Below are 25762 nucleotides of genomic sequence, written 5' to 3'. Positions count from 1 at the left end.
CCTCTACGCTCTTTTCAAGCTCTCTATGTTCTCGTGCACCCTGCGAAGCCTCGCCTCGCTCTCCTCAAGTCTCTCTCGCTCCTTCTCCACTATCTCGGCCGGGGCCCTTCCGACGAAGTCCTGGTTCCTGAGCTTGCCCATGCTCGCGTCAATGCTCTTTTTCAACGAGGCGATCTCCGACGAAAGCCGTTCGATCTCCGCGTCTATGTCAAGCACGTCGCCGACGATCAGGCTGATCTCTCCGCCGGTGACCTGGGAGGAGAGTGCTCCGGCAGGCTTGTCCGACGATGGCTGTGCCTGGGCGATCTCGCGGATCCTGGTCAATTCCTGCATGAGGGGTTTGGTCTCTTCAAGGAGAAGCGACAGGGCCTCCCCTTCGTCGCACTGGACCACGGCTCTGCCGACATATCCCTGTGGATTGACCCCGGCCTCCGCCCTGAGGTTCCGCAACGAGCGGACCACCTCCTGGAAGAGGGTCATCCTGCCGACGGACTCCGGGTGACGGGGCAGGTCTCCCGCGGGCCACTCGTGACGCTCCATGAGGACCCCGCCGTCATAGTCGAAGATCAGCCACAGCTCCTCGGTCAGGAACGGGATGAACGGGTGCAGAAGCAGCAGGGCGTCTCTGAATACGGATCGAAGCACGAGCTGAGTGGACCTTCTCCGTTCCTCCCCCTCCGCTCCTTTCAGCGCGGGCTTGGACAGCTCCAGGTACCAGTCGCACAGGTCCCCCCAGACGAAGTCGTACAGCAGCCTCGCCGCCTCGCCTATGTTGTAGGACTCCAGGAGCCGGGTGGTCTCCTCCGTGACTTGGGCGGACCTGGTCAGTATCCACCTGTCGTGCAGCTTCAGCTCGGTGGCCTTTGCCAGTACGGTGTCCTTCGGCAGGTCCTCCAGGTTCATCAGTGCAAAGCGGGAGGCGTTCCAGATCTTGTTCATGAAGAGCCTGTAAATCTCTATCTTGCCGGTGCTCAGCAGTATGTCGCGCCCCTGCACCGTGAGGGCGGCCAGCGTCATCCTCAGCGCGTCCGCCCCGTACTTCTCTATCATGTCCAGCGGGTCTATGACGTTCCCGCTCGACTTGCTCATTTTTCGTCCCTTCTCGTCCCGTATGAGCGCGTGGATGTAGACGTCATGGAAGGGGATTTCTCCCATGAATTCCAGCCCCATCATTATCATCCTGGCCACCCAGAAGAAGATGATGTCGAACGCCGTGACAAGCAGGGAGGTGGGATAGAAGCGAGACAGATCCTTCGTCTCCTCCGGCCATCCGAGGGTCGAAAAGGGCCACAGTGCACTGCTGAACCAAGTGTCCAGCACGTCCTCGTCCTGGACTATCCTGTCGCTTCCGCACTTCTCACAGGACGTCGGGTTCTCCTCGGAGACAGTCACGTGACCGCACTCCTCGCAGGTCCAGGCCGGGATCCTGTGTCCCCACCAGAGCTGGCGCGATATGCACCAGTCGCGTATGTTCTCCATCCACTGGAAGTAGACCTTCTCCCACTGGTCGGGGACGAACCTGATCTTGCCCTCCTTGACAGCCTTTATCCCCGCCTCGGCCAGCGGCCCCGCCCTGACGAACCACTGTTCTGACAGGTAGGGCTCCACGGTCGTGGCGCAGCGATAGCAACAGCCGATCGAGTGCCGCATCTCCTCGGTTTTGACCAGAGCCCCGGAGGCCGTCAGCTCCTCGACGGCCCTCTTCCTCGCCTCGTTGATGTTCAGCCCCTCGTAGCCGGGGGCGTTCGAGTTCATGAAGCCGTGCTCGTCTATCACCTGGACCTGTTCCAGATTGTGGCGCTGACCCACGAGAAAGTCGTTCGGGTCGTGCGCCGGGGTTATCTTGACGCATCCAGTGCCGAACTCCGGATCGACCATCGCGTCCTCTATGACCGGAACTATTCTGCCGCCCAGCGGGACCCTGACCCTCTTTCCGGCCAGGGTGCTCTTCTCCGACCTAGGATGCACGGCGATCGCCACGTCCCCCCAGATTGTCTCCGGGCGGGTCGTCGCCACTACCACGCTGCCCGTACCGTCCTCCAACGGGTAGGCGACGTGGTACAGCCTTCCCTCCTGCTCCTCGTGCTCCACCTCGATGTCGGACAGAGCCGTGTGGCAGCGGGAGCACCAGTTGACTATGTATTTCCCCTTATATATAAGATCTTTTTTGTAGAGTTTTACAAAGACCGAACGTACGGCCCTTGAAAGCCCCTCGTCCAGGGTGAAGCGCTCCCTGCTCCAGTCGCATGAGTCGCCGAGCTTCTTCATCTGGCTTGTTATGCGCCCTCCGAACTCCTCCTTCCACTCCCACACCCTTCGGATGAACTCCTCTCGGCCTAGGTCGTGGCGCGACTTCCCCTCCTCCGCAAGCCTGCGCTCCACCACGTTCTGCGTGGCTATTCCGGCGTGATCGGTGCCCGGCAGCCAGAGCACGTTGCAGCCCCTCATGCGCTTGAAGCGACAGATGATGTCCTGGAAGGTGTGGTTGAAGGCGTGCCCCATGTGAAGGGAGCCAGTGACGTTCGGCGGGGGAATGACTATGGAAAAGGCCTCGCCGTCCCCGCTCTCGGGTGCGTCGAAGAGCCCGGAGTCCATCCATTCTTTGTACCACTTATCCTCGATAGGTTCCGGGGAGTACGACTTCGCCATTGACTCCACAATGCCTGCCATAAAATGATCCACCTCCGTTGATGAATAACAGACCAAAAAAAGCGCAACAGGCCGGCGGTTCAATCCGGCATTGCGAGATACGATTCGATGAACAGCCTCAGCTCGCCCACTCCGGTGCCGTCCTTGCTTGAGGTTATTATGGGCATGTCCACGGATTTCAATCCGCTTCGTATGTATGCGTTTCGCGTGGACTTATGCCTTCCTCTAGAGATCTTGTCTCCTTTCGTGAAGACAACGAGCCCGGGGATCCCGACCCCGTCCAGCCATTCCCTGAGGGCGATGTCGTTTTTCAAAAGGCCGTGCCTGAAATCCACGAGGTGCAGGATGAGCACGAGGTTCTCACGCCCGGCCGTGTAGGCCCCCACCAGGCGCGCCCACTGGTCGCGTTCGCTCTTGCTTCTGGAGGCGTAGCCGAAGCCTGGAAGGTCGACCAGTCTGAATGCGGGCGCCCCGTCACGTTCGACCAGGAAGAAGTTTATGCTCCTGGTCTTCCCCGGCGTGGCGCCGACGTGAGCCAGGCGCGCACCCAAAAGTTTGTTGATCAGAGAGGACTTGCCGACGTTCGAGCGCCCGGCGACCGCGATCTCGCTTACTCCTCCTGCCGGGAGCTGATCGGTCTTGAACGAGGAGCACTCGTAGGATGCCCTCCATCCGGGCATGGCCTACGACGTCCCCTCGAGCGCCCTGTCGAAGACATTCTCCACCCTGTCCACGTAGTGGAAGCTGATCCCGTCCCTCGACCAGTCCGGGATCTCCTCGACGTCGAGCTTGTTGGCGAGCGGGATGATGATATTGCTGACTCCCTGTCTCTTTGCGGCCAGTATCTTGTCCCTTATGCCTCCCACAGGGAGGACCTTTCCCTGCAGGGAGACCTCCCCCGTCATGGCGATGTCCGGCAGCACGGGGCTGTTCCTGACCGCCGACAGGATCGCCACTGCCATGGTTATCCCCGCCGAGGGACCGTCCTTCGGAATGGCGCCCTCTGGCACGTGCAGGTGAACGTCGATGTTCTTCCAGTCAACATCGCCGATGCCGAACTTGTCCGCGCTCGAGCGGAGGAATCCTATCGCCGTCTGCGCGGACTCCTGCATGATCGACCCAAGGTTCCCGGTCAGGGTGACCTCTCCCTTGCCCTTCATCGTCGCCGCCTCTATCACGAGCACGTCCCCGCCCGTCTCCGTCCAGGCCAGCCCGACGACGGAGCCTACCTCCTTGTCCGTGGGAAGCCTGGGATCGTGCAGCTTAGGGGGCCCTAGATAGTCCTTCAGGCGCCTCACTCCGATCGAAAGCCTCTTTTCCATGACTTTCCCGTCCTCGACTATTCGCCTGGCCACCTTGCGGCATATCTTGGCCAGCTCCCTCTCCAGGCCCCTCACTCCTGCCTCCCTCGTGTAGTCGCTGATTATGCGCTCCAAGCCGCCCGTAGTTATGGTCAGCTGCCTCGAGGTCAGTCCGTGCTCCTTCAGGATCCTGGGGAAGAGGTGCTTTTTTGCTATCATCTTCTTCTCCTGCCAGACGTACCCGGGGATCTTGATGACCTCCATCCTGTCAAGAAGGGGCTTGGGGATGGTGTGAACTACGTTCGCGGTGGTGATGAAGATCACGTTGTGCAGATCGAACGGGACCTCCATGAAGTGGTCCGTGAAAGCGCTGTTCTGCTCCGGGTCCAGCACCTCGAGCAGGGCGGCGGCGGGATCTCCTCGGAAATCCTGTCCGAGCTTGTCGATCTCGTCCATCAGAAGAACCGGGTTCATCGCTCCGGCTTGGCGGATCTTCTGAAGGATGCGGCCTGGCATCGCCCCGACATACGTCCTTCTATGGCCCCTGATCTCCGCCTCGTCGCGCATGCCCCCAAGCGACATGTTCACGAACTTGCGCTCAAGCGCCTTGGCTATCGACTTGCCCAGCGACGTCTTGCCGACTCCCGGGGGTCCGACGAAGCACAGCACCTGACCCCTCATCCTGTCCTTGGCCAGCTTGCGCACGGCCAAATACTCCAGGATGCGCTCCTTGACCTTCTCGAGGCCGTAGTGGTCGTCGTCGAGCACCTTGCGAGCTCGGTCGATGTCCAGGTTGTCCGGGGTGGCCTTGTTCCAGGGGAGGGAGACCAGCCAGTCTATATAGGTCCGGACGACCGTCGCCTCGGCGGACATCAGCGGCATCTTGGAGAGTCGGTCCAGCTCGTGAAGCGACTTGTTGTAGGCCGCCTCCGGCATGTCCGCCTCCTCGATCTTCTCCCTGAACTCGTCGATCTCAGAGGGCTTCTCGCCCTGCCCCAGCTCGTCCTGTATGACTTTAAGCTGCTCGCGCAGGTAGTACTCCTTGTGCCCCCTCTCGACCTCCTGCCGGACCTTGTCCTGTATGGCGTGTTCAAGCTTGAGGATGTCGACCTCCTCGAGGAGGATCCTCAGAAGGTATTTCAGTGCCCTCTCGAGGTTGACTGTCTCCAGCAGCTTCTGCTTCCTGTCCACCTTCATGGACAGATGAGACCCGACCAGGTCGGATATCTGGCGGGGATCATCGACGTTCATGACGGAGATCAGGACCTCCGCCGGTATGCGCGGATGCAGGGTCACGTACTTCTCGAACTGCTCGAGGACGCTGCGCTTCAGTGCCTCCAGGTTCGGCGAGTACTCGTCCTCCCAGGGCAGCGAGACCACCTCCGCCTCGAGCGTCTCTCTGCCCCTTCCGTAGGAAAGGACCTTGACACGCTCGACGCCCTCTATCAACACCTTGGTGGTCCCGTCCGGGATCCTGACCATCTGCAGAATGCCGCACACTGTTCCCACCGTGTACAGGTCCTCGATCCGCGGGTCGTCGTCCAGCATCTCCTTCTGTGCCACGACTAGGACGTTCCTGTCCTGCAGCATGGCCATCTCGATCGCTTTAAGCGAGCGAGGGCGCCCCACGAACAGCGGGGCGATTATGCCGGGGAAGACCACTATGTCCCTTACGGGAAGGACGTAGCAGCGGCGAGGCTCCACTGGCTCCGCCTCCATGACGGAGTCGTTCGCGGGGTCGTGCACTTGCTTCTTTTTCTCCCCCTTCATGACTTCAGGCGACCTCCTCCGATTTGCTCTCCTCTTTGACCGGCGGCATTCCGTCTTCAACGGCCTCTTTCGTGATGATCACCCTGCTCACCGGTTTCTTGCTCGATGGTATCTCGTACATCAGGTCCATCATAAGGTTCTCCAGGATAGACCTAAGTCCCCTGGCGCCGGTGTTCTTGCTGGAGGCCTTCGAGGCGATGCTCAGAAGCGCCTCGTGGGTGAACTCCAGGTCCACCCCCTCCATCGAGAAGGTCTTCCTGTACTGGCGTACAAGGGAGTTCTTCGGCTCCACCAGTATGCGCACAAGGGCGTCCGTGTCAAGCTCCTCCAGCGGGATCATCACGGGAAGCCTCCCGGCGAGCTCCGGGATGAATCCGAACGCCATCAGGTCGTCCGGCTGTATCTGCTTCATGATCTCGTAGCGGCGCACATCATGCTTGCCAAGGATGTCGCCTCCGAAGCCGATCATCTTCTTGTTAACCCTCCGGCCGATGATCTCCTCTATGCCGTCGAAAGCACCTCCGCAGATGAACAGGATGTTCGTCGTGTCCATCTGGATGAAGTCCTGGTAGGGGTGCTTCCTCCCTCCCTTCGGCGGGACGTTGGACAGGGTGCCCTCCAAGATCTTCAGCAGGGCCTGCTGAACTCCCTCTCCGGAGACGTCCCTAGTGATCGAGGCCGACTCCGACTTGCGGGTGATCTTGTCTATCTCGTCAATATAGATTATGCCCCTCTGCGCGGCCTGGACATCGTAGTCGGCGGCCTGCAGGAGCTTCACGAGGATGTTCTCCACGTCCTCTCCCACGTAGCCGGCCTCTGTCAGGGTCGTCGCGTCCGCCATCGCGAACGGGACGTCGAGCTTTTTCGCCAAGGTCCTAGCGATCAGGGTCTTTCCGCATCCCGTGGGCCCCATGAGCAGCACGTTGCTCTTCTGAAGCTCCACGTCGTTATCCTTGGCCTCAAAGCTGCCTACTCTTTTATAATGGTTGTAGACCGCGACCGAGACGGCCTTCTTCGCCAGCTCCTGTCCTATCACGTACTGATCGAGGTACTCCTTTATCTCCTTCGGCTTGGGGGCCTCGGCAAGAGAGAAGGGCTCGGCCACCTTGGACTTGGAGGGGTCTTCGCTCTCCTCCACCAGTATCATATTGCACAGGTGGACGCACTCGTCGCAGATGTTCACCCCTGGGCCGGCGATGAGCTTGTGCACTTCCTCCTGGCTCTTGCCGCAGAATGAACAGCGGCCATTGTAGGAGTTCTTCCTGCCCTCTCCCTTGGATCCCCTGCCGCCATTGTCGAACTTGGACATTAAAATACCTCCCTGCTACTTTCTCCTTCATAACACAACAAAGGGAATGTCCGAAGCGTACATACCCGCAGATCTGTTTCTTCGTTATTTACAAACTCGTGTCTCATGTTTGGAGCAAACGCACTATCTTGATTGGATGATTTTATCGACGACCCCGTACTCTACGGCCTCCTCGGAGGACATAAAATAGTCCCTCTCCGTGTCCGCTCGTACTTTCTTCCTCGTCTGCCCCGTGTGTTTCACAAGTATATCATTCAGCTTCTCTCGAAGCTTCAGTATTTCACGTGCGTGAATCTCCAGCTCCGTGGCCTGTCCTTGAACCCCTCCAAGCGGCTGATGTATCATGACGCGCGCGTTCGGGAGGATGAACCTCTTTCCCTTCGTGCCTCCCGCGAGAAGAAGTGCACCCATGCTGGCCGCTTGACCGATGCAGATCGTGCACACGGGGCTCTTTATGTACTGCATGGTATCGTATATCGCGAGCCCCGCCGATACGTACCCCCCGGGGCTGTTGATATATAGATTGATGTCCTTGTCCGGGTCCTCGCTCTCCAGGAAGAGAAGCTGCGCGACTACCAGGTTGCCCGTGTGCTCGTTTATGGAATCCCCCAGGAATATGATCCTGTCCTTCAGAAGGCGGCTGTAGATATCGTAGGCTCGCTCGCCTCGCCCGGTTTGCTCAACTACCATGGGTACCAGCAATTCTCACACCTCCTGCCGGATTACGACTGTTCGTTTTGCGACGTCTCTGCTGTGTCCACCGTCTCGTCTATCCGGACTGTGTCCATGATCTCTTTAATGGTCTTCTTGTATTTTATCCTGTTGGCCAGCTCCATAAGCCTCTTCTCGTCCCGGTACAGCCCCTCGACAAGCCTTTTTGCGTCGATATTGTAGGACGAGGCGAGAGTCTGCATCTCTGCCTCGAAGTCCTCCTTTTCCACGCTTACGCCTCTCTCCTCCGCGATCTTGTCAAGTACGAGGGAGCGCTTCACTATGACCTCGGCCTGTTCTCGAATCTTCTTCTCATAATCCTCCATGCTTATGCCTGACTCTTCAAGCATCACTTCAAGGGAAATGTCGCGGCTCTGCCTAAGGTTCTCCACGTCATCTTTAATCATCGCGGTAATCTGGCGCAATACAAGAGTCTCCGGCACATTCACGGTGGAGAGGTCGGACACGCTCTGCAACGCGTCCAGCTCGGCCTTGGCGTTCAGCTCCGCCGAGACCCTCTCGAGGATCCTCTTCTTGATCCCCTCGCGGAACTCATCCTCCGTCTCGCACTCGCCTCCGAGCATCTTCTCGAAGAAAAGCGGCTTCATCTCGGGAAGCACCTTTGCGCCGATCTGTTTCACCTTCATCTCGTACCTGACGATATGCCCCGCCACGACCGGGTCCGGGTAGTCGTCCTCGACCCTTATCTCTGTCGTCCTGGTATCGCCCGTCTCCGCGCCGAGAAGGGCTTCTTTTATTTCCCTTCTAACAGACGGCTGGGTCAGGTCCAGCGTCGCAGATTCCGGTCCGTGAGGCTCCGCCGGCCCGTCATCCTTTAAAACCGTGGTTACATACTCGATCTCGACCACGTTCTCCTCATCCACGGCTCCCTCTTCTAGAGGGAGGGCGACGGCGTTCTGCATCCGGAGTTCCTCTATGGTATTGGAGACCATCTCCTCGTCCGTTGTGGCGGGGGGCCGTTTCACCGTGATCTCGGATATCTCGGGCAGGACGACCTCGGGCACGACCTCGAAGACAACGTCGACTTCGACAGGACTGCCCTCCTCCAAGTCGCCTATCTTAACTTGTGGCTCGTCTATCAGGTCCAGGTCGTAGTCGTTCACGGTCTGCCGGATCGCCTCCGACAGCATCCCGTCCAAAGCCTCCGTGTAGATCTCGTTTTTGCCCAGCCGCAACTCCAGGACCTTGCGCGGAACGTGTCCTTTGCGAAAGCCTGCTATGTTCACCTCGGAGGAGAGCGTTTTAACCGCCTTGTCGACCTCTTTGACGAACTCGTCCGCCTCGAAGATCAGCTTGATGGAGACGATGTTTCCCTCCTGCGAGACGATCTCTGACCTCATACTAATCGCAACCCCTTTCGACAAAGGCTACCCTGTTTCATATAGTCCGTTCCAAATCTCGTTCATTGAATAACGAGAAAACATGCGGATGGTATTTTACACGGAATTACAGCAGAAAGCAAAAGCGACTTCAGGAATCATGGTGAGAGGGCGCATCGGTATGACGGAAGTAGTACGTCGAATGAAAAAAGGGCAGCGTCTGACCGCTGCCCCTGAAATAGTCGCCCGCGTTGAGATGCTACAGCTTCACGACGTTTGCTGCCTGGTCGCCCTTGGCCCCTTGGGTGACGTCGAAGGAGATCCTCTGTCCCTCGTCGAGGGTCTTGAAACCGTCTCCCTGGATTGCGCTATAATGAACGAAAACGTCGTTCCCATCGTCGCAAGTTACGAAGCCGTAACCCTTTGTTGCGTTGAACCACTTAACCGTACCCTGAGTTGTCAAATCTGCTCCTCCTAAGCTTGATTGCTTTCTGCCGACTCGGTCGACTGGAAGATGATACTTGCAAACGAATGGAGTGTCAAGCATAATCGCACCGAATCGTCTTTCCTCGGTTATCCGAGAGTACCTCCTGCCTTGCCCTCCAGGATGTCCTTGAAGAAGCGAGCCACCAGTTTGCCGGTGGCCTCCTTGCGATACTCGGGAGACGTGCGCGGCGAAACCGCCTCTTCGGCCAGTCTCCCGGCCTCCTCCGCCAGTTCGACCGTCAGGATCTTTCCGACGACCAATTCGCTCGCCCTCTCCAGCAGCAGCGGAACAGGTGACATGCTGCCCGTGTACAGGCGACAGGAGAGAGTCTTTCCGTCGCGGACCTCCGCAGAGCAGGCAAGGGTGATGCGCGAGATGACCATTGCTCGCCTCGGCCCCACCTTGCGGAACATCTGCACGTGATCCCTCGCAGCCAGCGGGATGCGCACCGACTTGATCAACTCGTCGTCCCGGAGTTCCGTCTTTCTGTACTTGGAGAAGAATTCGACGGCCGTCACCTCGCGGAGGCCGGCCTTGCTCGCGAGCACGATTATGGCGTCGAGCGCCATCAGGACGGGAGGCGAGTCGCCCGCGGCCGAGGCGGTCGCGAGGTTGCCTCCTATGGTCGCCCTGTTCTGAACGGCGGGTGAACCCATCTGCGCGGCGCAGCTCGCGAGCATGGGGGCGATTTCAAGTGCCCTCTCGTCCGTTGCGATATCCGTGAACGTCGCCCCAGCGCCGATCTCGAGCCAGTCGCCTGAGACGCGGATCTCCTGAAGCTCGTCGATGCCGCCCAGGTCCATCATCATCTCCGGAGCGGAACGGCCGCCCTTCTCCATCTCGACGATAAGGTCTGTCCCGCCCGCTACGAGAACGACACCGCCAGGGTGCTCGGACAGGATCGATAGCGCCTCGTCAAGTGCCCGGGGCAGAAACACCTTCCCCCTCTCCTCCGGGGCGAGTGAGAACTCGTGATTGCCCGTCCCCGTGAGAAGGCTCGGTGAGTAGCCCCCGGCCGCAGCTTTCTCGACCGCGTCCACTATGGACTCGTAACCGGTGCAGCGGCAGAGGTTCCCGGAAATGGCCGTTCTTATATCGTCCCTGGAGGGCCGGGGGTTGCACGCAAGCAGCGCCCTGGCGGCCATGAGCATCCCGGGAGTGCAGAAGCCGCACTGAACCGCTCCCGAGTCAATGAAGGCCTGCTGAAGCACGTCGGGCTCTCCGTCCAACGCCAGAGATTCGACCGTCTCCACGCTCCTGCCTGGAAGCTGCAGTGCCGGCACCATGCACGAGTTGACCAGGCGCCCGTCCAACAGCACGGCGCACGCGCCGCAACCACCCTCCCCGCATCCCTCCTTGGCCCCGGTCAGGCCGAGGTCCTCCCTTAGTATGTCTAACAAGCGCCTCGTAGGAGGGGCGTCGATCTCGCGGGTCACGCCGTTTACGATAAGTTTGAACTTCATCTACGATCCCCTCCCCGCTCTTTTCGCCTCAACAGTTCGTGCAGACGGTCGCTCGTAAGGGGAAGCTCCGACGCGAACACGCCGAGTGCATCATCCACGGCCGCCGCGAGAGCCGGTGCGCCTCCGTCCATCGGAAGCTCGCCGAGACCCTTTGCCCCCCACGGTCCATAGGGCGATGGCGCCTCCGCTATCTCTATGTCAAAGTCCGGGGCGTCCACGGCGGTCGGAATTATGTAGTTGGCGAGGCTGGTGTTGCGATAGCGGCCTTTCTGCATCTTGACGTCCTCCATTGCCCCCCATCCCAGGGCCTGCAGCGAGCCTCCCGCCACCTGTCCCTCCGCCAGCATCGGGTGGATCGCCCTTCCGATCTCGACGACCGACGTCATGCGCGGCACCCTGAGTTCGAGCGTGTCCGCATCGATCTCGACCTCGACGACGTCGCAGGCCCAGGCGTAGTCCTTGTAGGCGTCGCCCCTGTACTCCTCCTCGTTCCACTGGCACTCGGGAGGCGGATCGTATGCGGCCTCTCCCCTGAGAGGCTTGCCGTGCGCCAACCTGTACCGAGCCGCGAGTTCATCGAACGAGCCGAGATCCCTGCCCCCGGAGCGCAGCCTGCCTCCACTCCACTCGATGTACTCTGGATTCACTCCGGAGTTTGCTCCGACGAAGGCCGAGAGTTTGTCGCGCATGTCCGTCGCAGCGTCAAGCAGTATCTTCCCCACCATCATCGTCGTTCTTGACGCCACGGTCGGGCCGCTGTCCGGAACTCGCGAAGTGTCCGGGTTCGGGTGGCGCACCCTCTCCACGGGAAGGGCGAGGACCTCCGCGGCGATCTGCGGCAGCACCGTTGCAGCGCCCTGGCCCATCTCCGTGCTGCTCACCAATATGTCGACCAGTCCGTCGTCCGCGACCTCGACCGCGGCCTTTCCGGCTATGTTCTCCTCACCCGCGCCGGTGAAGCCGCCTCCGTGCATGAACAGGGAGAGCCCCACGCCGCGCAGGACCCTCCCGTCGTTTTCCTTTTTGCCGTGCTTCTTTTCATATCTCGAGAGCTCCAGCGCCCTGTCCAGAACGAGCTCGGCATGCGCGGAGCGCAGCACTTGGCCGCAGGGCAGGGTGTCGCCGGCCTTGACCAGGTTTTTTCTCCTGACCTCGACCGGTGAGATGCCAAGGCGGCGGGCGATCAGGTCCACCTGGCGCTCCATCGCGAAGATGGTCTGCGGTGCTCCGAAGCCCCTGAACGCGCCGTTGGGGGCTGTGTTCGTGGCCAGGGCCCTGCCCCTTATCCTTGCGTTCGGCAGTTTGTAAACGCTCCACGCGTGCAGGACCCCCCTTGAGAGCACCACCGGGCTCATCGTCGAGAAGGCGCCACCATCGAAGATTATGTCCATTTCGGCGGCCAGGATCGTCCCGTCCTTTGCGACCCCAGTCCGGTGGCGGATAATCGACGGATGCCTCTTGGTGGTGACCTCTATGTCCTCCCCTCGCTCGAGGACGAATCGGACCGGCTTGCCGCTTTTCAGCGCCATCAGGGCCGTTTGGACCGCTATCACAGACGGATAGTCCTCCTTGCCACCGAACGCCCCTCCAGTCTCCGTCTGCCTCATAACGATCATGTCCAGCGGGAGGGAGAGAGAATGAGCCAGGGCGCGTGCGACATAGTAGGGGCACTGCAGCGAACCCTCGACCTCCACCCCCCCGCCCTCCCGCGGCCTGGCCAGCATTCCGTTGGTCTCAAGATATAGGTGTTCCTGGTGGTGCGTGCTGTAGGTCTCCTCCACGATCATGTCCGATTCAGCGAACGCTGCCTCGATATCGCCGTGCTCCACCAGGTATTCGGCCTGGATATTGTCCTCCCCCCAGATGACGGCCTTGCGCGAGAGAGACTCGTCCACCGTCAGCACGGGGGGGAGTTCCTCCAACTCCGGCTCCAGTGACGCAAGCGCCTCCTTCAGGGTCTTTTCGTCCGGCGCCGCGACAAGGGCTATGGCCTGACCGATGTAGGCGACCTCCCTGTCCGCGAGCACCGGAAAGTCGTCCTTCACCATGTGCACTTCGTTCGGGCCGGGCAGGTCGGCGGCTGTGACGACGGTCACTCTCGACCAGTCGAAGCCTCTCCGCCGGACTACGCCCTTAAGCTTCGCGCGCGGGGTCTCGCTCCAGAGGGCACCCCCCACCCACGCCCCTTCACAGGGAAGATCGGCCACGTAACGGGCACCACCGGTTACTTTGGCAAGGGCATCGTGTCTTGGAACACAGGTGCCGACCACGTTGAGCCTCTCGATCATTGGCATGTGCCTCCTTAAAAACAGAAAGAATGAACGGTGAAAGGGACGCCGGGGGCCGTCGGGCCCCTGGCGTCGGTCGTTGCTTAGATCCTCTGCCAGAGCTTCCGGGCCAGGGCCCTGCTCTCGGCCATAATCCTCTCCTCGTCGATGTGGAGGAGCTTCCTCTCGTCCATCAGCACCTTGCCGTTTACTATCGTCGTGTCCACGTGCCTTCCGCAGACGCCGAACAGCAGGTGTCCGTTGACGTTCCCTCCGTTCAACGGAGTGGGAGGGTTGTAGTCGACTATTACGATGTCCGCGTATGCGCCCGGTTTTAGCACGCCCACCTCTCCGTCGATGTGGCGGTTCATTATCGTCCTGTTGTTCTCGAAGAACATCGTCGGCGGCTCGACCCACGCGGCGCTCGGAATGCCCGCGCCGTGCTTGTGCAGGCAGTTTGCGACCTTGTACGACTCGAACATGTCGGCCGTGTAGCCGTCAGTCCCCAGTCCGACCATGACCCCCTTCTCCATCATCTTGAGCACCGGTGACAGGCCGACGGCGTTGCCCATGTTGGATTCCGGGTTGTGCACCACGGCGACTCCGGACTCCTTGAGCAGATCCATCTCCTTCTCCGAGATGTGGATGCAGTGTATGCCCAAGCTCTTAGGATGCAACATCCCGTGCTTGTGCCAGCGCTCCACGACCCCCATGCCGTACTTGCCCCTGCTGTCCTCCAGGTCCTCGATCCCTTCGGCGATGTGCACGTGGTAGCCCGAATCCAGCCCCTCCATGAGCTTTGCGCTCTCCTCCAGGGTCTTGTCGGACACTGTCATCGAAGCGTGGAAGCCGAACAGCCCCTTGATCATGTCGTCCTTCTTCTCGGCGCAGTACTTGATGAACTCTATGTTCTCAGTGATCCCGTCCACCCTGCTCTGCTCTCCGTCCCGGTCGGAGACCTCGTAGCACAGGTTGCTCCTCAGTCCCAGCTCGGCTGAGGCCTCCGCGATCTTCGCAAGGCTTCCCCGCACCGCGAACGGACTGGCGTGGTGGTCTATGACGGATGTCACTCCGCACTTGACCTGGTCGATTCCCGGTCCCATCACGCTGTAGTAGACGTCCTCCAGCGTCAGGCACTTGTCCAGCCTCCACCAGAGCCCCTCCAGCACGTCGACGAAGTTCTTGGCGGGTGGGCTGTCGAGTGCCATACCCCTGGCGAAGGTGCTGTAGTAGTGCATGTGGACGTTGATGAGGCCCGGCATCACCAGCCTGCCCCCGGCGTCCTTGAACTCGGCGCCCGGGTTGGCCTTCCTCAGCTCATCCGTCTCTCCGACTGCCTTGATATGGGCGCCGTCCACGAGGACGGCCCCGTTATCGATGACCCTGTTCTCGTCGTCCCGAGTGATAACCTTTCCGTTTCCTATCAGAAGCATGATGCACACCTCCTAAAGGTTCAACACGTAATAGGGATAGCGGTCGAGGATCTCGTTCAGCATCCCCGTCATCTCGCCAGAGACTCCAGGATCGCCTCGCCGCCAGGAGAGGGTCGATCCGTCCTCCCTGCGCACTTTGTAGAGGTCGCCCTCGACCCTGTAGAATCCTGTGTTTTCGCTGTCTTCGAAGTCCTCCTCCGTCCAAAAGAGGGTAACCTTGTCCCTGTACGGGTCGCCCGTGTGCGGACAGAAAATCCCGCAGTTTCCACACTCGTTGCACATTCCGTCCAGGTGTAGTATCTGGTGCTTGCCGTCCACCACTATGAGCACGTTGGCCCTGTTGGGACAGACGTCGCAGCAGATCTCGCAGATCTCGCCGCAGTCGAGGCAGCGAGAGCCGTCCGTGTGTTCCTTGACGGCCTCCTTCAGCACTCCCTTTTTTCTGTAGATCGAGGGCAGGTCCCTCAGAAGCTCAGTCACTGCGAAGTCCGGGGAGATCCCCTCCTTGCCCAGGATGCTCTTCGCCACCGTCTTGGCGTCGGCGATCCCCTTCACCACCGTGGCGGGGCCCGCCTTGCAGTCGCCCGCGACGTAGATATTGGCGACGGAGCTCTCGTTCTCCTCGTTCAGCACAGGTCTGCCCTTCGGGTCGAGGGCGATGCCCGCGGCCTTGAAGGGCGACTGGTCCACCGTGGCGCCTGTCGCTCCTATCACCGAGTCGGCCTTGACCGAGACCATCTCACCTATGCCGACCACTCCTCTGCGACCGGATTCGTCCTTCTCTCCGAGCCTCATCCTCTCGCATACAAGCTCCGAGCCGTCGTAGTTCACGGGGGCGAGCAGCTCAATCAGTTCTACCCCGTCCTCGAGGGTCAGCCTTATCTCCTCCGGCTCGGCCGGCATGAATGCCCTGGTCCGCCTGTAGACTATGATCGCGCGCTTCACTCCCGGCGTCCTGCGGGCCGCCCTGGCACAGTCCATCGCGACGTCTCCGCCTCCGATGATCGCGACCGTCTCGCCCAGGTCGACCTTTCCGCCTCTCTCCTTGTGCTCCTGCAGGAAGGCGAGAGCGTCGAGCACCTTGTCGCCACCCTCCTTCACCGGGCAGACTCCGGGGCCCCACGCGCCCGTGGCTATCACGACATAGTCGTAAGCCTTCCTGAGCTCGTCGGCCGACCTCTCTTCGCCGAACTCGAACTCGACCCCCGCCTTGACGGCCATGTCGTAGTCGCGCGAGATCATCTCCGAGCCGATGCGGAAGTCGGGGATGGCGTACTTGACGATGCCGTAGGGCTCCGCTCGCTTCTCGAATACGTGCGCCTCCATCCCGTTCCTCCGGAGGAATATCGCAGTGCCGACTCCAGTCGGGCCCGCTCCGATGATCGCAGCCCTCTTCTTGGTCTTAAGCTCCGCCGGCTTCATCTTCGAAGTGTAGGAGTCCTGGGCTTTCAGCACCGCAACCTTCTTCATCTCGCGTATCTCGAGCGGGTGCTCGTAGTCCAGCCTGACGCAGACGTGCTGGCACTGGTGGTCGCAGATCGTCCCCGTTACCGCCGGGGAGCTGTTGTCTATCGCTATTGTCTCGAAGGCCTCGTCGTATCTTCCCTCGTCGACCAGCCTGAGGTAGACAGGCACCTGCTGGTTGATCGGGCAGCCTCCGTCCTGGCAGGGGGCCTTGGCGCAGTCGAAGAGGGGCAGACGCGAGTCGGTCTTCCTAGAGCCGACCGGGCGCGCCTCCTTCTTGTGGAACGGGTTCTCGAGGGCGCTCTTCGCCAGTTCGTCAAGCGCATCCACGTTGACTCCCCTGAACGGCCCGTCCAGCAGCGGCTCCACCCTGTCGGCTATCTGCTTCAGCCGCTCGTAGCCGCCGGGTTTAAGTATTGTCGTCGCCATGCTTATCGGCTGGATACCGGTCCTGATCAGCGACTCTATATTGAAGAAATCCGCGCCGCCGGAGTAGGATATCTGCAAAGATCCGTCGAACTCCCTGCTAAGCCTGGTAGCCAGGGTGACGGTGAGTGGAAAGAGCGAGCGCCCGGACATGTACATCTCCTCGCCCGGCAGCTCGTCGTTCTTGATGTTGACGGGGAAGGTGTTGGTCAGCTTCACCCCGAACTCGCGCCCCAGCTCCCCGGCGTACTCCTGCAGCCGCTTCAGCATCTCGACCCCGTCACCGTACTGGAGGTCGTGCTTGAAGTGGTGGTCGGTGAAGTCCATGTATCCGTAGCCCGTCCTGTCCAGCAGGTCTCGCGCCGTCTCATACCCCAGCAGGGTCGGGTTGCACTTGACGAACACGTTGAGCCCCTTCTCGTTCATAAGGTAGCGAGAGATGCGCTCGATCTCGTCCGGCGGGCAGCCATGCAGGGTGGACAGGGTGATCGAGTCGCACAGGCGGCTCTCTATCGCATCGAGTTCGGCGGCCTTGAATCGTTTGAATCTGTCGAGGTTCTCCGACAGCCAACCCTTGCACTCCCTCCATGCGTCCGTGGACGAGGCGTCCTTCAACCCCTCTATGAACGAGTCGATCTTCGGGGACTGAATGCCCTTCAGGTCGTATCCGACGCTCATGTTGAAGGCGAAGTCTCGCTTGGGGCTTATGCCCAGCTCAACGGCGAGGACCTGCATCGCGAACCAGGCCTTGACATACTCCCCGAAGGCCTCCTGCACGGTCAGCTCTGTTGACCACTCCACGTTGTACCCCTCGTCGCAGGCGTTGATGCACGGCTTTGCGACGGCTTTTCGGAGCTCCTCCCCGTCCATGATCTGGACCGTCTTGAGCTCTATGAAGCGTGCCCCCGCGAGGTAGGCGGCTATGATGTTCTGCGCCAGCTGCGAGTTCGGCCCGGCGGCGGGTCCTATCGGCGACGCTATCTCCTCCCCGCAGACGACAATGCTCCTGCCGGAGTCGTTTTTATAGAACTTCTCCTTCCTAATTCCAAGGATGGACCCCTCCCGCTCGTGTTCCGCGAGCATCCAGTCCATCAGGCTCCCGAAGGGAATCATCCTCATGATGTCGCTCATCTCCGCACCTCCGTTTCCTCATTTTCCTTCAAAACCGCCGGAGACGTTCGTCTCCGGCGGCCATCGATGTCCTTCCACTCTGCCTCTAGGCACGCGAGCGGATCGCCTTCAACACCTTCTCCGGGGTGAAGGGCATGTCGTACAGGCGCACCCCTATAGCGTCGTAGATCGCGTTGGCTATCGCAGGCGCGGGGCCGTTGATGCCTATCTCCGATATGGACTTCGCGCCGTAGGGTCCGGTGGGCTCGTCCGAGTCCACCAGCACCGTCACCATCTCTGGCATGTCGAGAGTGCCGTATATCTTGTAGTCCCAGAAGGAGTCGTTGGTCATCTTGCCCTTCTGGTTAAAGATGTACTGCTCGGCGAGGGCGAAGCTGATGCCGTTGATCGTCGCTCCCTCCACCTGCCCCTCGGCGAGCTTCGGGTTCACCGCCTGTCCGCAGTCACCCACCGAGACGAACTTGACCACCTTCACCCTGCCCGTCTCCGTGTCCACGTCCACCTCGGCGAACTGTGCCATGAACGGAGGGGGCGACTCGATTCCGGTGAAGGAGGCGGACGCCTGTATCTGGAACTGGTCCTTGGTGTAGAGGGCGAAGCAGGCGATCTGCGAGAAGGAGGTCTCCTCGTCGGTCGTCCTGTTCACGACCTTGCTCTCCCCCAGCGAGAGCTGCTCGATGGGCGCGCCCGTCATCGCCGACGCGACCGAGAGGATCTGGTCGCGGATCTTCTCCGCGCACGAGAGAACCGCACGGCCCGACACGTATGTCGTGGACGAGGCGTACGCTCCGACGTCGAAGGGGGTCAGGTCCGTATCGGACGACAGGACTATGATCATCTCGAGCGGGACGTTCAGAGCCTCGGCCGCGATCTGGGAGAGTATCGTGTCGGACCCGGTGCCTATGTCCGTAGCCCCGACCATCAGGTTGAACGAGCCGTCGTCGTTCATCTTCATGGATGCGCTGGCCATGTCGACCTGGGGGATCCCCGAGGCCTGCATGGCAACCGCCGCCCCGATTCCCTTCACCAGCGGGCCGTCCTTGATCCTCTTGCCGCGGAGCTCGTGCCACTTGATCTCCTTGGCGCCTATGTCTATGCACTCGCTCAGCTTGCACGACCTAACTACCTGCTTCACTCCCTCGGTTCCCTCGCCTATCGCCTCGAAGACCGCCGAGGTCTCTCCCTCTCTTATGTGATGCATCTTGGCGAAGTCGAGGAAGTCCATATCTATTCTGCGGGCCAGCTCGTCGATGTGCTGGTTGAAGGGAAAATATCCCTGGGTCGCACCGTATCCTCGGTACGCGCCCCCGACAGGCAGGTTCGTGTAGACGGACCTCCCGGTGAAATTCAGGTTCTCGATCTTGTTGAACAGGGGCAGTACCTTGGAGGCCGCGTTGGAGAGCACCGTGAGGGCGTGGGCGCCGTACGCGCCGCTGTCCATCAGGTCGTTCATGTCCATCGACGTGATGGTCCCGTCCTTTTTCACACCGGTCTTTATCCTCACCCTCATCGGGTGGCGGGTGCGGGCCGAGGTGAACACCTGCGGGCGGGTCATCTCCGCCCTGACGCTCCTCTTGTGCTTCCAGGCCGCGAGAGCCGTGTAGAGCTCTACCAGGACCTCCTGCTTGCCTCCGAAGCCACCGCCGATCCGAGGCTTGATCACCCTTATCATATGAAGAGGAATCCCCGTCGCATTGGATACAATTCGCCTGGAGTGGAAGGGTACCTGGGTGGATACGACTATCACCAGCCTTCCCTTTTCATCGAAGTATGCGGATGCGTTGTGCAACTCCAGCGCACAGTGAGATGCCTGCTGCGTCCTGAAGGTCTCCTCCACTGTCAGGTCGGCCTCGGTGAAGCCTTTTTCAAGATCGCCGTAGGAGAAGAGCACCTCGCCCGCCACGTTCTCCTCCGGCCTGTAGGGCACGGGGAGTGGGGCGTAGGCATCCGCTCCATCGTGGAGCTTCGGCGAATCGGCGTCCATCGACCTCTCCGGGTCGAACAGAGTCGGAAGAGGCGAGTAATCCAGCTTCATCGCCCTCGCTCCCGCTCGGGCCGCCCTGAGGCTTTCCGCCAGCACCGCCGCGACTATCTCACCGTTGTACCTCACCCTCTTGTTGAAGAGGCGAGTGTCGTAGGGGGAGGGTTCCGGATGTCCCTGCCCGGCCGTCGAGAAGAGGGGCGACTCGGTGTTGAAGGAGTGGAAGACGTCCACTACCCCGTCCACGGCCCGAGCCTGCGAATCATCTATGGAGAGAATCTCGGCATGGGGCACGGCGGATAGGGCGAAGGCCAGGAAGAGGGGGTCGCGAAGCTCGCAGTCCGAGGCGTAACGAGCCGTGCCGCAAGCGAGTGATAGTGAATCGACCTTCTCTACGGATTTTCCAACTATGTTCAGATCAGTCATGAGCGCTCATCCTCCTTGAAGCGAGTTTGACCGCCTCGATGATCTTGACGTACCCCGTGCACCTGCAATAGTTCCCGTCCAGCGCGGAGCGGATGTCCTCCTCCGACGGGTTTGGGTTCTTGCGGAGAAGCGCGAGGGACGCCAGGATCATGCCAGGGGTGCAGAACCCGCACTGTACGGCGGTAGTCTCGACGAAGGCCGCCTGCAGCGGGTGAGGCTCGTGAATCGTCCCTATGCCCGCGACGGTCAGAACCTCCTTGTCGATCGCCGACGCGGCGAACACCTGGCAGGAGTTCACAAGCTTGCCGTCGAGCAGCACCGAGCAGGCCCCGCAGGACCCCTCGTCACATCCCCTGTGCACCTCCGGATGCCCGTTCGCACGCAACACGTCCAGCAGGGTGTCCTGCGGCTCGAAGGACCATTCGACCCTACGGCCGTTCACAACGAAAGATCCGTTCATCTGGACTTCACCTCCTCGGCGAGTATCCTCTTCAATCCCCGTTCGACCTGCAGCGCGGCCATATCGGACAGGTATTGCGGCGAACCCGACGGCTTCTTGCCGAACTCTACGGTCGCCATCCTCCTGACGTCGAGTCTGTCCAGCTCCGACAGATCCGCGCCTGAGAGTTTCTCCTCGAGCTCGGAGAGACGCCGCACCCTATCAAGTCCGCCTGAGACAGCTATGCGCACCTCGTCCACCCTGTCGCCGTTCTTCCTGGCCAGGATGGATACGGTGAAAGCGGGGTAATCGAACCCGACCCTGATCTCCCTGTAGAAGTACGAGAGCCAGTCGACCGGGTCCGGAAAGAGAAGCGATGTGATCAGGCTGCCCTGCAGGAGGGCGCCGTTTGCGAGCCACGTGTCGAAGGCGTATTTGCCCTCGTTCTCCCCGGCTACGCAAACGCTCCCTTGAAGAACCGACATGGGGCCTATCAGGTCCGACCACAGGGGGAATAGAGCCGCAGAGCCGCCTAGTGTGATCCTGTTTCTCAGCGGGGTCGAGGCGGATGTTCCAAGCGCCTTTCCCAGGAGGCAATCTGGATAGAGGTTGGCCAGATTATCCGCGACCCCGGAAAAGGTCAGGGTCGCGCCCGCTTCGAGAACTCCCTTGTCGATCTTCATGAAGTCGAGCTCCAGCCTTGAGAGATCAACCACTCCTTTGAGGGAGGAAATGCCGCTTTTGACCAGATTGGTCCCTCCGCCGTGAGGCGCCACACCCTCTCTTCCGAGATACGCGAGGGCCTCCTCTAAAGTATCCGGAAAAAACCATTGAACCGTACTCATTTTTCTCCCCCTTTTTCGGTATGATCCCATTCGTAATTCGTTCCATGGGAACGAAATTCCTCGGTTAACCTTATAACATTCAATGTAAACTGTCCAGAGGGGTTTCAGGTTAAATGATCAAGAATATCAGAGAGGGGACACCCAGTCTTTTTTTCCACCATCCGGGCCGTCCTTCTTGCGGCGGCGTAGCGTCTGCCGATCGAAGCCCAAGCGTCCGCGTCGGTGCCATATGCCGCTCGCATCTGCTTCTTCCTTTCGGCGAGAGTGACTATCCCCGTGTCCTTGACGAGCTTGTCCGATAGGTGAAGGATAGCGGCCTCTACAGGAGCCCGTGATGGCAGGTCCTTGTGACACGCCGCCACGGCCGCCATTTTCGGAAAACCGTTGGTCCTCAGAAACTCCTCTCCCCTGCGAACATGGTCCTCCCGGTGTCGGCAGACATCGTGAAAGAGAGCCGCTCCCCTCAGAAGAGGCAGGTCCACCTCGACTCCTCTTCGCTTTAATGCCATGCCGATCGCGAGACAGGTGGACGCCACCCTATCGCAGTGACGACGGACCCGTTCCGGTGTCTCCGCCATCTCCCAGAGGGCGAGTCTTTCGTCTCTCGAAGGGGTTGTTGAATTAGTCTCCAGGCGAACGAGGATCAGCTCGAAATCCTTCCTTGTGTCCATGTCCATCAGCACTCCCTGGTCGGACACGGGCAGCTCCACGTTCGTGATGGCCCGCGACTCCCAGACGGCGCGAAGCCCTCCCTCCCCGGTGTGATTCAGAATCAAGGGGATCAGCGAGGTGCCGATCAAGGGGGGATGACCGCGTCTCCCCCTGAAGGCCGGGTGAACGACCCTGTCGGGCGAAGCAATGTTCGCCATGCTTATAAGAGTGGCCGGACGCACCGCCGGAATGTCCGCCGGCAGGAGGAAGAATGCCCCGGCATCCTCCGGCATGGCCGCGACGCCCGCCTGCACCGAGGTGAACATGCCCCGGTCGAATAGGGGGTTGTGCACTGTCTCGGCGCCGCAGCTCGCGGCGAGTCGCCCCACGTCCTCGCCCCTGTGCCCCGTTACGACCAGTACATCCTCTACGCCCGCTTCAAACAGCGACATGATCACCCTCTGAAGGGCCGTGACTCCCTTCAGCCTGGAGAGAGGCTTGAAAAAGCCCATGCGGCTCGAGTATCCGGCGGCAAGTACGACAGCGGCCAGCTTGAAATGCATGGGATCGTATTAGAGTCGGGCGAAGAGAGTGTACAGGGCCGAGTAGTGCTTCATCACGCCGTTTCTGTATGACGAGAGAGATCTTCCTCTGTACCTGTCCAGTCCCTTGTCCACGTCCCCACCGGAGGACTTGATCTTCGACGCGATGATGCATACACCGATGCGTACATTATTGTCCGGTACCAAAAGCTGTTTGGTGTCCTTTACGGGGAAGGTCTTTTTTATCCACGGACCGTTGGCCTTCCAATTGATCTGCATTAGGCCATAATTGCCCTTGCTCACGGCATTGGCCTTGAAGGTCGACTCTTTTGCCATGATGGATGTGACGAGGAAGGGATCCACTTTGTAATGCTGGGAGTGTTTTTCGATCAGTCCTGCGTACAGGGAGGCGTTAGCGGAGGAAATCTTGGGGTTGACTCTCTTGAGGTAGCTCTCGATAGCCCGGGTTCTTTTCAACTGGTCTTTAGCAGATCTACAGTTCTCCATTGCGTGGTACTCGCGGCTGTTGCCGAAGGGCGCCGCCGAGGCCTGGTTGGTGTTCGGGTAGAAAAGTGCGAGCAACATAAGAATGCAAATGACTTTCATGGTCCTGTTTTTCATTGTGTCGTGCTCCTTTCTGCAGAAGAAACTGCCGCAGAGAGTGAAAAAGTAAAAAAGTGCAGTAGCCTTTTTCCTAGTTTCGCGGTATTTTATCATATAGTCGCGAATAGGAACATTTATATTAAGGGGGTAATTCCAATAAACTTGGTTCTGCAGACTATAAAAAACCGACGCAGCGTGAGGCGCTTCAAGCAAGAGCAGATTGCGGACGACGAGCTGAACGCGATAATCGAGGCCGCTCTCTGGGCGCCCAGCGGACACAACACTCAACCCTGGCACTTCCTCATCATCCAGGACAGGGAGAAGATTGACCGGATGAGCGAGTTCGCCGTGGACAAGATGACCAAGTCGCCGATCGACTGGGTGAGAGACCTGTCGATGAAGAGGGGCTACCACCTCTTCCACGGCGCTCCCACCGTGATTATAGTCTCCGGCGTACACCGCGCCGACGGGCCTCTCTCCTCCGTCGTGGACTGTTCCGCAGCGATCCAGAACATGCTCCTCGCGGCGGAGTCGCTCGACATTGGCACATGCTGGATCGGACTCGCCCGGTATCTTTTCGAGGACGAGGCGGAGACCGCATCACTACGCATCCCGGAGGGATATAAACCCTGCTACGCCGTCGCGATCGGCTACAAGGCCGTCGACTTCATTCCAAAGCCCTACCCGCGCAAAGAGGGCACTGTGTCCCGGTACGGCGAGGGATAAAAATGGTGCGAGAGGGGGGACTCGAACCCCCATGCCCGAAAGCACTGGATCCTAAGTCCAGCGTGTCTGCCGTTCCACCACTCTCGCGCCGGACGATGAGGAATGATACCACTTCGCAGCCTCTTTGTGAAGTCCGTCTTACTCGTAAGGCTCGACCGACCGGCAGATGAAGATGTCGCGCCCCCGGTGAACCGTGTGCTCTATCAGCACTGTGTCGTCGATGAAAGTCATGTTTCTCGAGACATGGATTCTGATACGTCCGCTGTCATCGAGAAGAAGAAGATAGCCGTCGGCAGAGCTTGGCTTTCCGCTCTCGACGAGAGCGGAGGCCTCCTCGGCTCAGGTGTCCTGGTAAAGTCCCCAGTCAAGTGTGAACTCAGCGCCCAGAGCCTCGAGCTTCTCGGCGACGCCCGGCCCCATTGCCAGGGAAGGACCCCCTTCGACAGCTGTCGCATACGCGGCATGAGCAACAGGCATCATCATAAGGGACAGCAGCAAGGCGTAATATAGTTTCCTCAAAATCCGTCCACCCACGCCCTCTGTCACTGCAGCTCCACCAGCTCGACCCTGCGGTTTTTAGCCCGCCCCTCCTCGGTCCTGTTCGTCGCGACGGGCGCCAACATGCCGACACCGGCGGGGATGAGCCTGGAGCCAGCGAAGCCGTAGTGCTCCTTGAGGTATTTGACCACCGACTCCGCCCTTCTCTTGGAGAGGCCCATGTTGTACTCTATGTCCCCCGTGCTATCCGTGTGCCCCACTATCAGCACCCGAAGCCCGGGGGAGCTCTTCAGCATCTTGGCCATTTCCTCAAGAGCAGGCTTGGATTCGGGCTTTATATCCGTCTTGTCCGTGTCGAAGAAGATTCCGTAGAGCGCAATCCTTCCGGACGACTCCAGCTCGCGTGCGATCTCCTCCGCCTTGACCACGACCATTTTGACCTGCATCGGCTTTGTCTCCACCACGTCGACCCTGCAGTAGGTCCTGCCCTTTTCCATCTTCGTCCCGGCGATGTCCCAGAAGTGGTTCTCGAACGAACAGACTGTCACGTAGACGTCGCCCTCGTCCCTGCCTAGGCGCGCGGAGAGAAAGCGTTGCTTCTTTGTCGACTCTTGACCGGGGACGGGGTAATGCCTGTCCCTTCCGTAGAGCAGCTCGGCGAAGGAGTCGTGGGGGCCGAGCTCTTCCCTCGCTCCTTTGAAGAGAATAGTGTACCCCCTCTCTTTCAGCTCCTCCTCGTAGTTTCTGAACACCGCGAGGGAGCTGGTCCCGGGAGGGGTGATATACATTATTCGTGTCGTCCTGCCCTCGACCCTTTGATAATCAGTGAAGACATAGTTGTCGTCCTTTCGGACAGTCTCCCCAAGCGGAACTACAGTTTCGTCGAACTCCTGGGCCGAGTGCTGAACGATGAAGGACCCTTCGAACCTCCGTAGCAAGGGCGAGTCACTGCTGCCATCGATGTCCACGGCGAAGAGAGGGCTGGCAAGCAGAGCAAGCAGAGCCATGCTCGTGAAAAAAATCTTCTTCATGCGATTACCTCCCAAAAATGGTCTCCGGTGTCTCTGTACAAATGCATTGTACCATTTCAGCCGAAAATGGAGAAAACAAAAAAGGCTCGCCTCAAGACGAGCCTTTGATGCATTTCGTGCGATGCAATGCACTTGTAATGAGAAGAAAATGGTGGACTGTGAGGGATTCGAACCCACGACCCGCTGATTAAGAGTCAGCTGCTCTGCCAACTGAGCTAACAGTCCACATTTTTCCTTTTGGCGCGCCCGGCAGGATTCGAACCCGCGAC

Annotated in this window: 19 protein-coding genes and 2 tRNA genes; 2 read left to right on the top strand and 19 right to left on the bottom strand. The window is 59.9% G+C overall.

Annotation, left to right across the window (positions count from 1 at the left end; translation table 11 throughout):
• Positions 1–3 precede the first annotated feature (3 nt).
• The 16 genes from GX181_06705 to GX181_06630 form a co-directional block, all read right to left on the bottom strand.
• Positions 4–2670 carry a valine--tRNA ligase gene (locus GX181_06705; protein NLM71630.1) on the bottom strand — a complete coding sequence of 889 codons (2667 nt, stop codon included), beginning with the start codon at positions 2668–2670 and terminating at the stop codon, positions 4–6.
• Positions 2671–2729: 59 nt separating this feature from the next.
• Entirely contained in the window at positions 2730–3329 is a 600-nt protein-coding gene (gene ysxC / locus GX181_06700) for a ribosome biogenesis GTP-binding protein YsxC (protein NLM71629.1), read from the bottom strand.
• Positions 3330–3332: 3 nt separating this feature from the next.
• Complete coding sequence (gene lon, locus GX181_06695; protein NLM71628.1) at positions 3333–5669, bottom strand: endopeptidase La; 2337 nt, start codon at positions 5667–5669, stop codon at positions 3333–3335.
• Between the two features lie 55 nt (positions 5670–5724).
• A complete protein-coding gene (gene clpX / locus GX181_06690; protein ID NLM71627.1) occupies positions 5725–7029 on the bottom strand; it encodes an ATP-dependent Clp protease ATP-binding subunit ClpX in 1305 nt (434 codons plus the stop codon).
• 123 nt (positions 7030–7152) lie between these two features.
• Positions 7153–7731: an ATP-dependent Clp endopeptidase proteolytic subunit ClpP gene (clpP, locus tag GX181_06685; protein ID NLM71626.1), complete on the bottom strand. Its 579-nt coding sequence runs from the start codon at positions 7729–7731 to the stop codon at positions 7153–7155.
• A gap of 20 nt (positions 7732–7751) precedes the next feature.
• The gene (gene tig, locus GX181_06680; GenBank protein ID NLM71625.1) at positions 7752–9101 is read right to left on the bottom strand and encodes a trigger factor; all 1350 of its coding nucleotides are present in this window, start codon (positions 9099–9101) and stop codon (positions 7752–7754) included.
• Between the two features lie 238 nt (positions 9102–9339).
• Positions 9340–9627, bottom strand: coding sequence for a cold shock domain-containing protein (locus tag GX181_06675; GenBank protein NLM71624.1), 288 nt, complete (start codon positions 9625–9627; stop codon positions 9340–9342).
• Between the two features lie 26 nt (positions 9628–9653).
• Complete coding sequence (locus GX181_06670; GenBank protein NLM71623.1) at positions 9654–11030, bottom strand: 2Fe-2S iron-sulfur cluster binding domain-containing protein; 1377 nt, start codon at positions 11028–11030, stop codon at positions 9654–9656.
• Positions 11027–13324 (bottom strand): xanthine dehydrogenase family protein, encoded by a 2298-nt coding sequence (locus GX181_06665; protein NLM71622.1) that lies wholly within the window; start codon positions 13322–13324, stop codon positions 11027–11029. The genes GX181_06670 and GX181_06665 overlap by 4 nt, the downstream gene beginning before the upstream one ends.
• Positions 13325–13401: 77 nt before the next feature.
• A complete protein-coding gene (ssnA, locus tag GX181_06660) occupies positions 13402–14730 on the bottom strand; it encodes a putative aminohydrolase SsnA (protein ID NLM71621.1) in 1329 nt (442 codons plus the stop codon).
• Positions 14731–14742: 12 nt separating this feature from the next.
• The gene (gene ygfK, locus GX181_06655; protein NLM71620.1) at positions 14743–17751 is read right to left on the bottom strand and encodes a putative selenate reductase subunit YgfK; all 3009 of its coding nucleotides are present in this window, start codon (positions 17749–17751) and stop codon (positions 14743–14745) included.
• An 85-nt stretch (positions 17752–17836) separates the two neighbouring features.
• A complete protein-coding gene (locus tag GX181_06650; GenBank protein ID NLM71619.1) occupies positions 17837–20158 on the bottom strand; it encodes a molybdopterin-dependent oxidoreductase in 2322 nt (773 codons plus the stop codon).
• Positions 20151–20618, bottom strand: a complete 468-nt coding sequence (locus GX181_06645) for a (2Fe-2S)-binding protein (protein NLM71618.1) — start codon at positions 20616–20618, stop codon at positions 20151–20153. Before GX181_06645 ends, GX181_06650 begins: the two co-directional genes overlap by 8 nt.
• On the bottom strand, positions 20615–21442 hold the full coding sequence (locus tag GX181_06640) for a hypothetical protein (GenBank protein NLM71617.1): 828 nt from the start codon (positions 21440–21442) through the stop codon (positions 20615–20617). Before GX181_06640 ends, GX181_06645 begins: the two co-directional genes overlap by 4 nt.
• A gap of 104 nt (positions 21443–21546) precedes the next feature.
• Positions 21547–22656: an NTP transferase domain-containing protein gene (locus GX181_06635; protein NLM71616.1), complete on the bottom strand. Its 1110-nt coding sequence runs from the start codon at positions 22654–22656 to the stop codon at positions 21547–21549.
• Between the two features lie 9 nt (positions 22657–22665).
• The gene (locus GX181_06630; protein NLM71615.1) at positions 22666–23220 is read right to left on the bottom strand and encodes a lytic transglycosylase domain-containing protein; all 555 of its coding nucleotides are present in this window, start codon (positions 23218–23220) and stop codon (positions 22666–22668) included.
• A 174-nt stretch (positions 23221–23394) separates the two neighbouring features.
• Here GX181_06630 and GX181_06625 point away from each other — a divergent pair, with 174 nt between their 5' ends.
• The gene (locus GX181_06625) at positions 23395–23964 is read left to right on the top strand and encodes a nitroreductase family protein (protein NLM71614.1); all 570 of its coding nucleotides are present in this window, start codon (positions 23395–23397) and stop codon (positions 23962–23964) included.
• Positions 23965–23967: 3 nt separating this feature from the next.
• On the opposite strand, the gene GX181_06620 is transcribed toward GX181_06625, so the two are convergent.
• Positions 23968–24051: transfer RNA gene (locus GX181_06620), tRNA-Leu, on the bottom strand.
• Between the two features lie 156 nt (positions 24052–24207).
• Here GX181_06620 and GX181_06615 point away from each other — a divergent pair.
• Positions 24208–24474: a hypothetical protein gene (locus tag GX181_06615; protein ID NLM71613.1), complete on the top strand. Its 267-nt coding sequence runs from the start codon at positions 24208–24210 to the stop codon at positions 24472–24474.
• A gap of 32 nt (positions 24475–24506) precedes the next feature.
• On the opposite strand, the gene GX181_06610 is transcribed toward GX181_06615, so the two are convergent.
• Both GX181_06610 and GX181_06605 read right to left on the bottom strand, forming a co-directional pair.
• Complete coding sequence (locus GX181_06610) at positions 24507–25493, bottom strand: DUF4892 domain-containing protein (GenBank protein NLM71612.1); 987 nt, start codon at positions 25491–25493, stop codon at positions 24507–24509.
• 149 nt (positions 25494–25642) lie between these two features.
• Positions 25643–25718: transfer RNA gene (locus GX181_06605), tRNA-Lys, on the bottom strand.
• Positions 25719–25762 lie beyond the last annotated feature (44 nt).

It is taken from the genome of Synergistaceae bacterium (assembly GCA_012521675.1).
GTDB lineage: Bacteria > Synergistota > Synergistia > Synergistales > Aminobacteriaceae > JAAYLU01.
The sequence above is the reverse complement of the archived record's forward strand: the minus strand, read 5'-3'. Positions and strand labels throughout refer to the sequence as shown.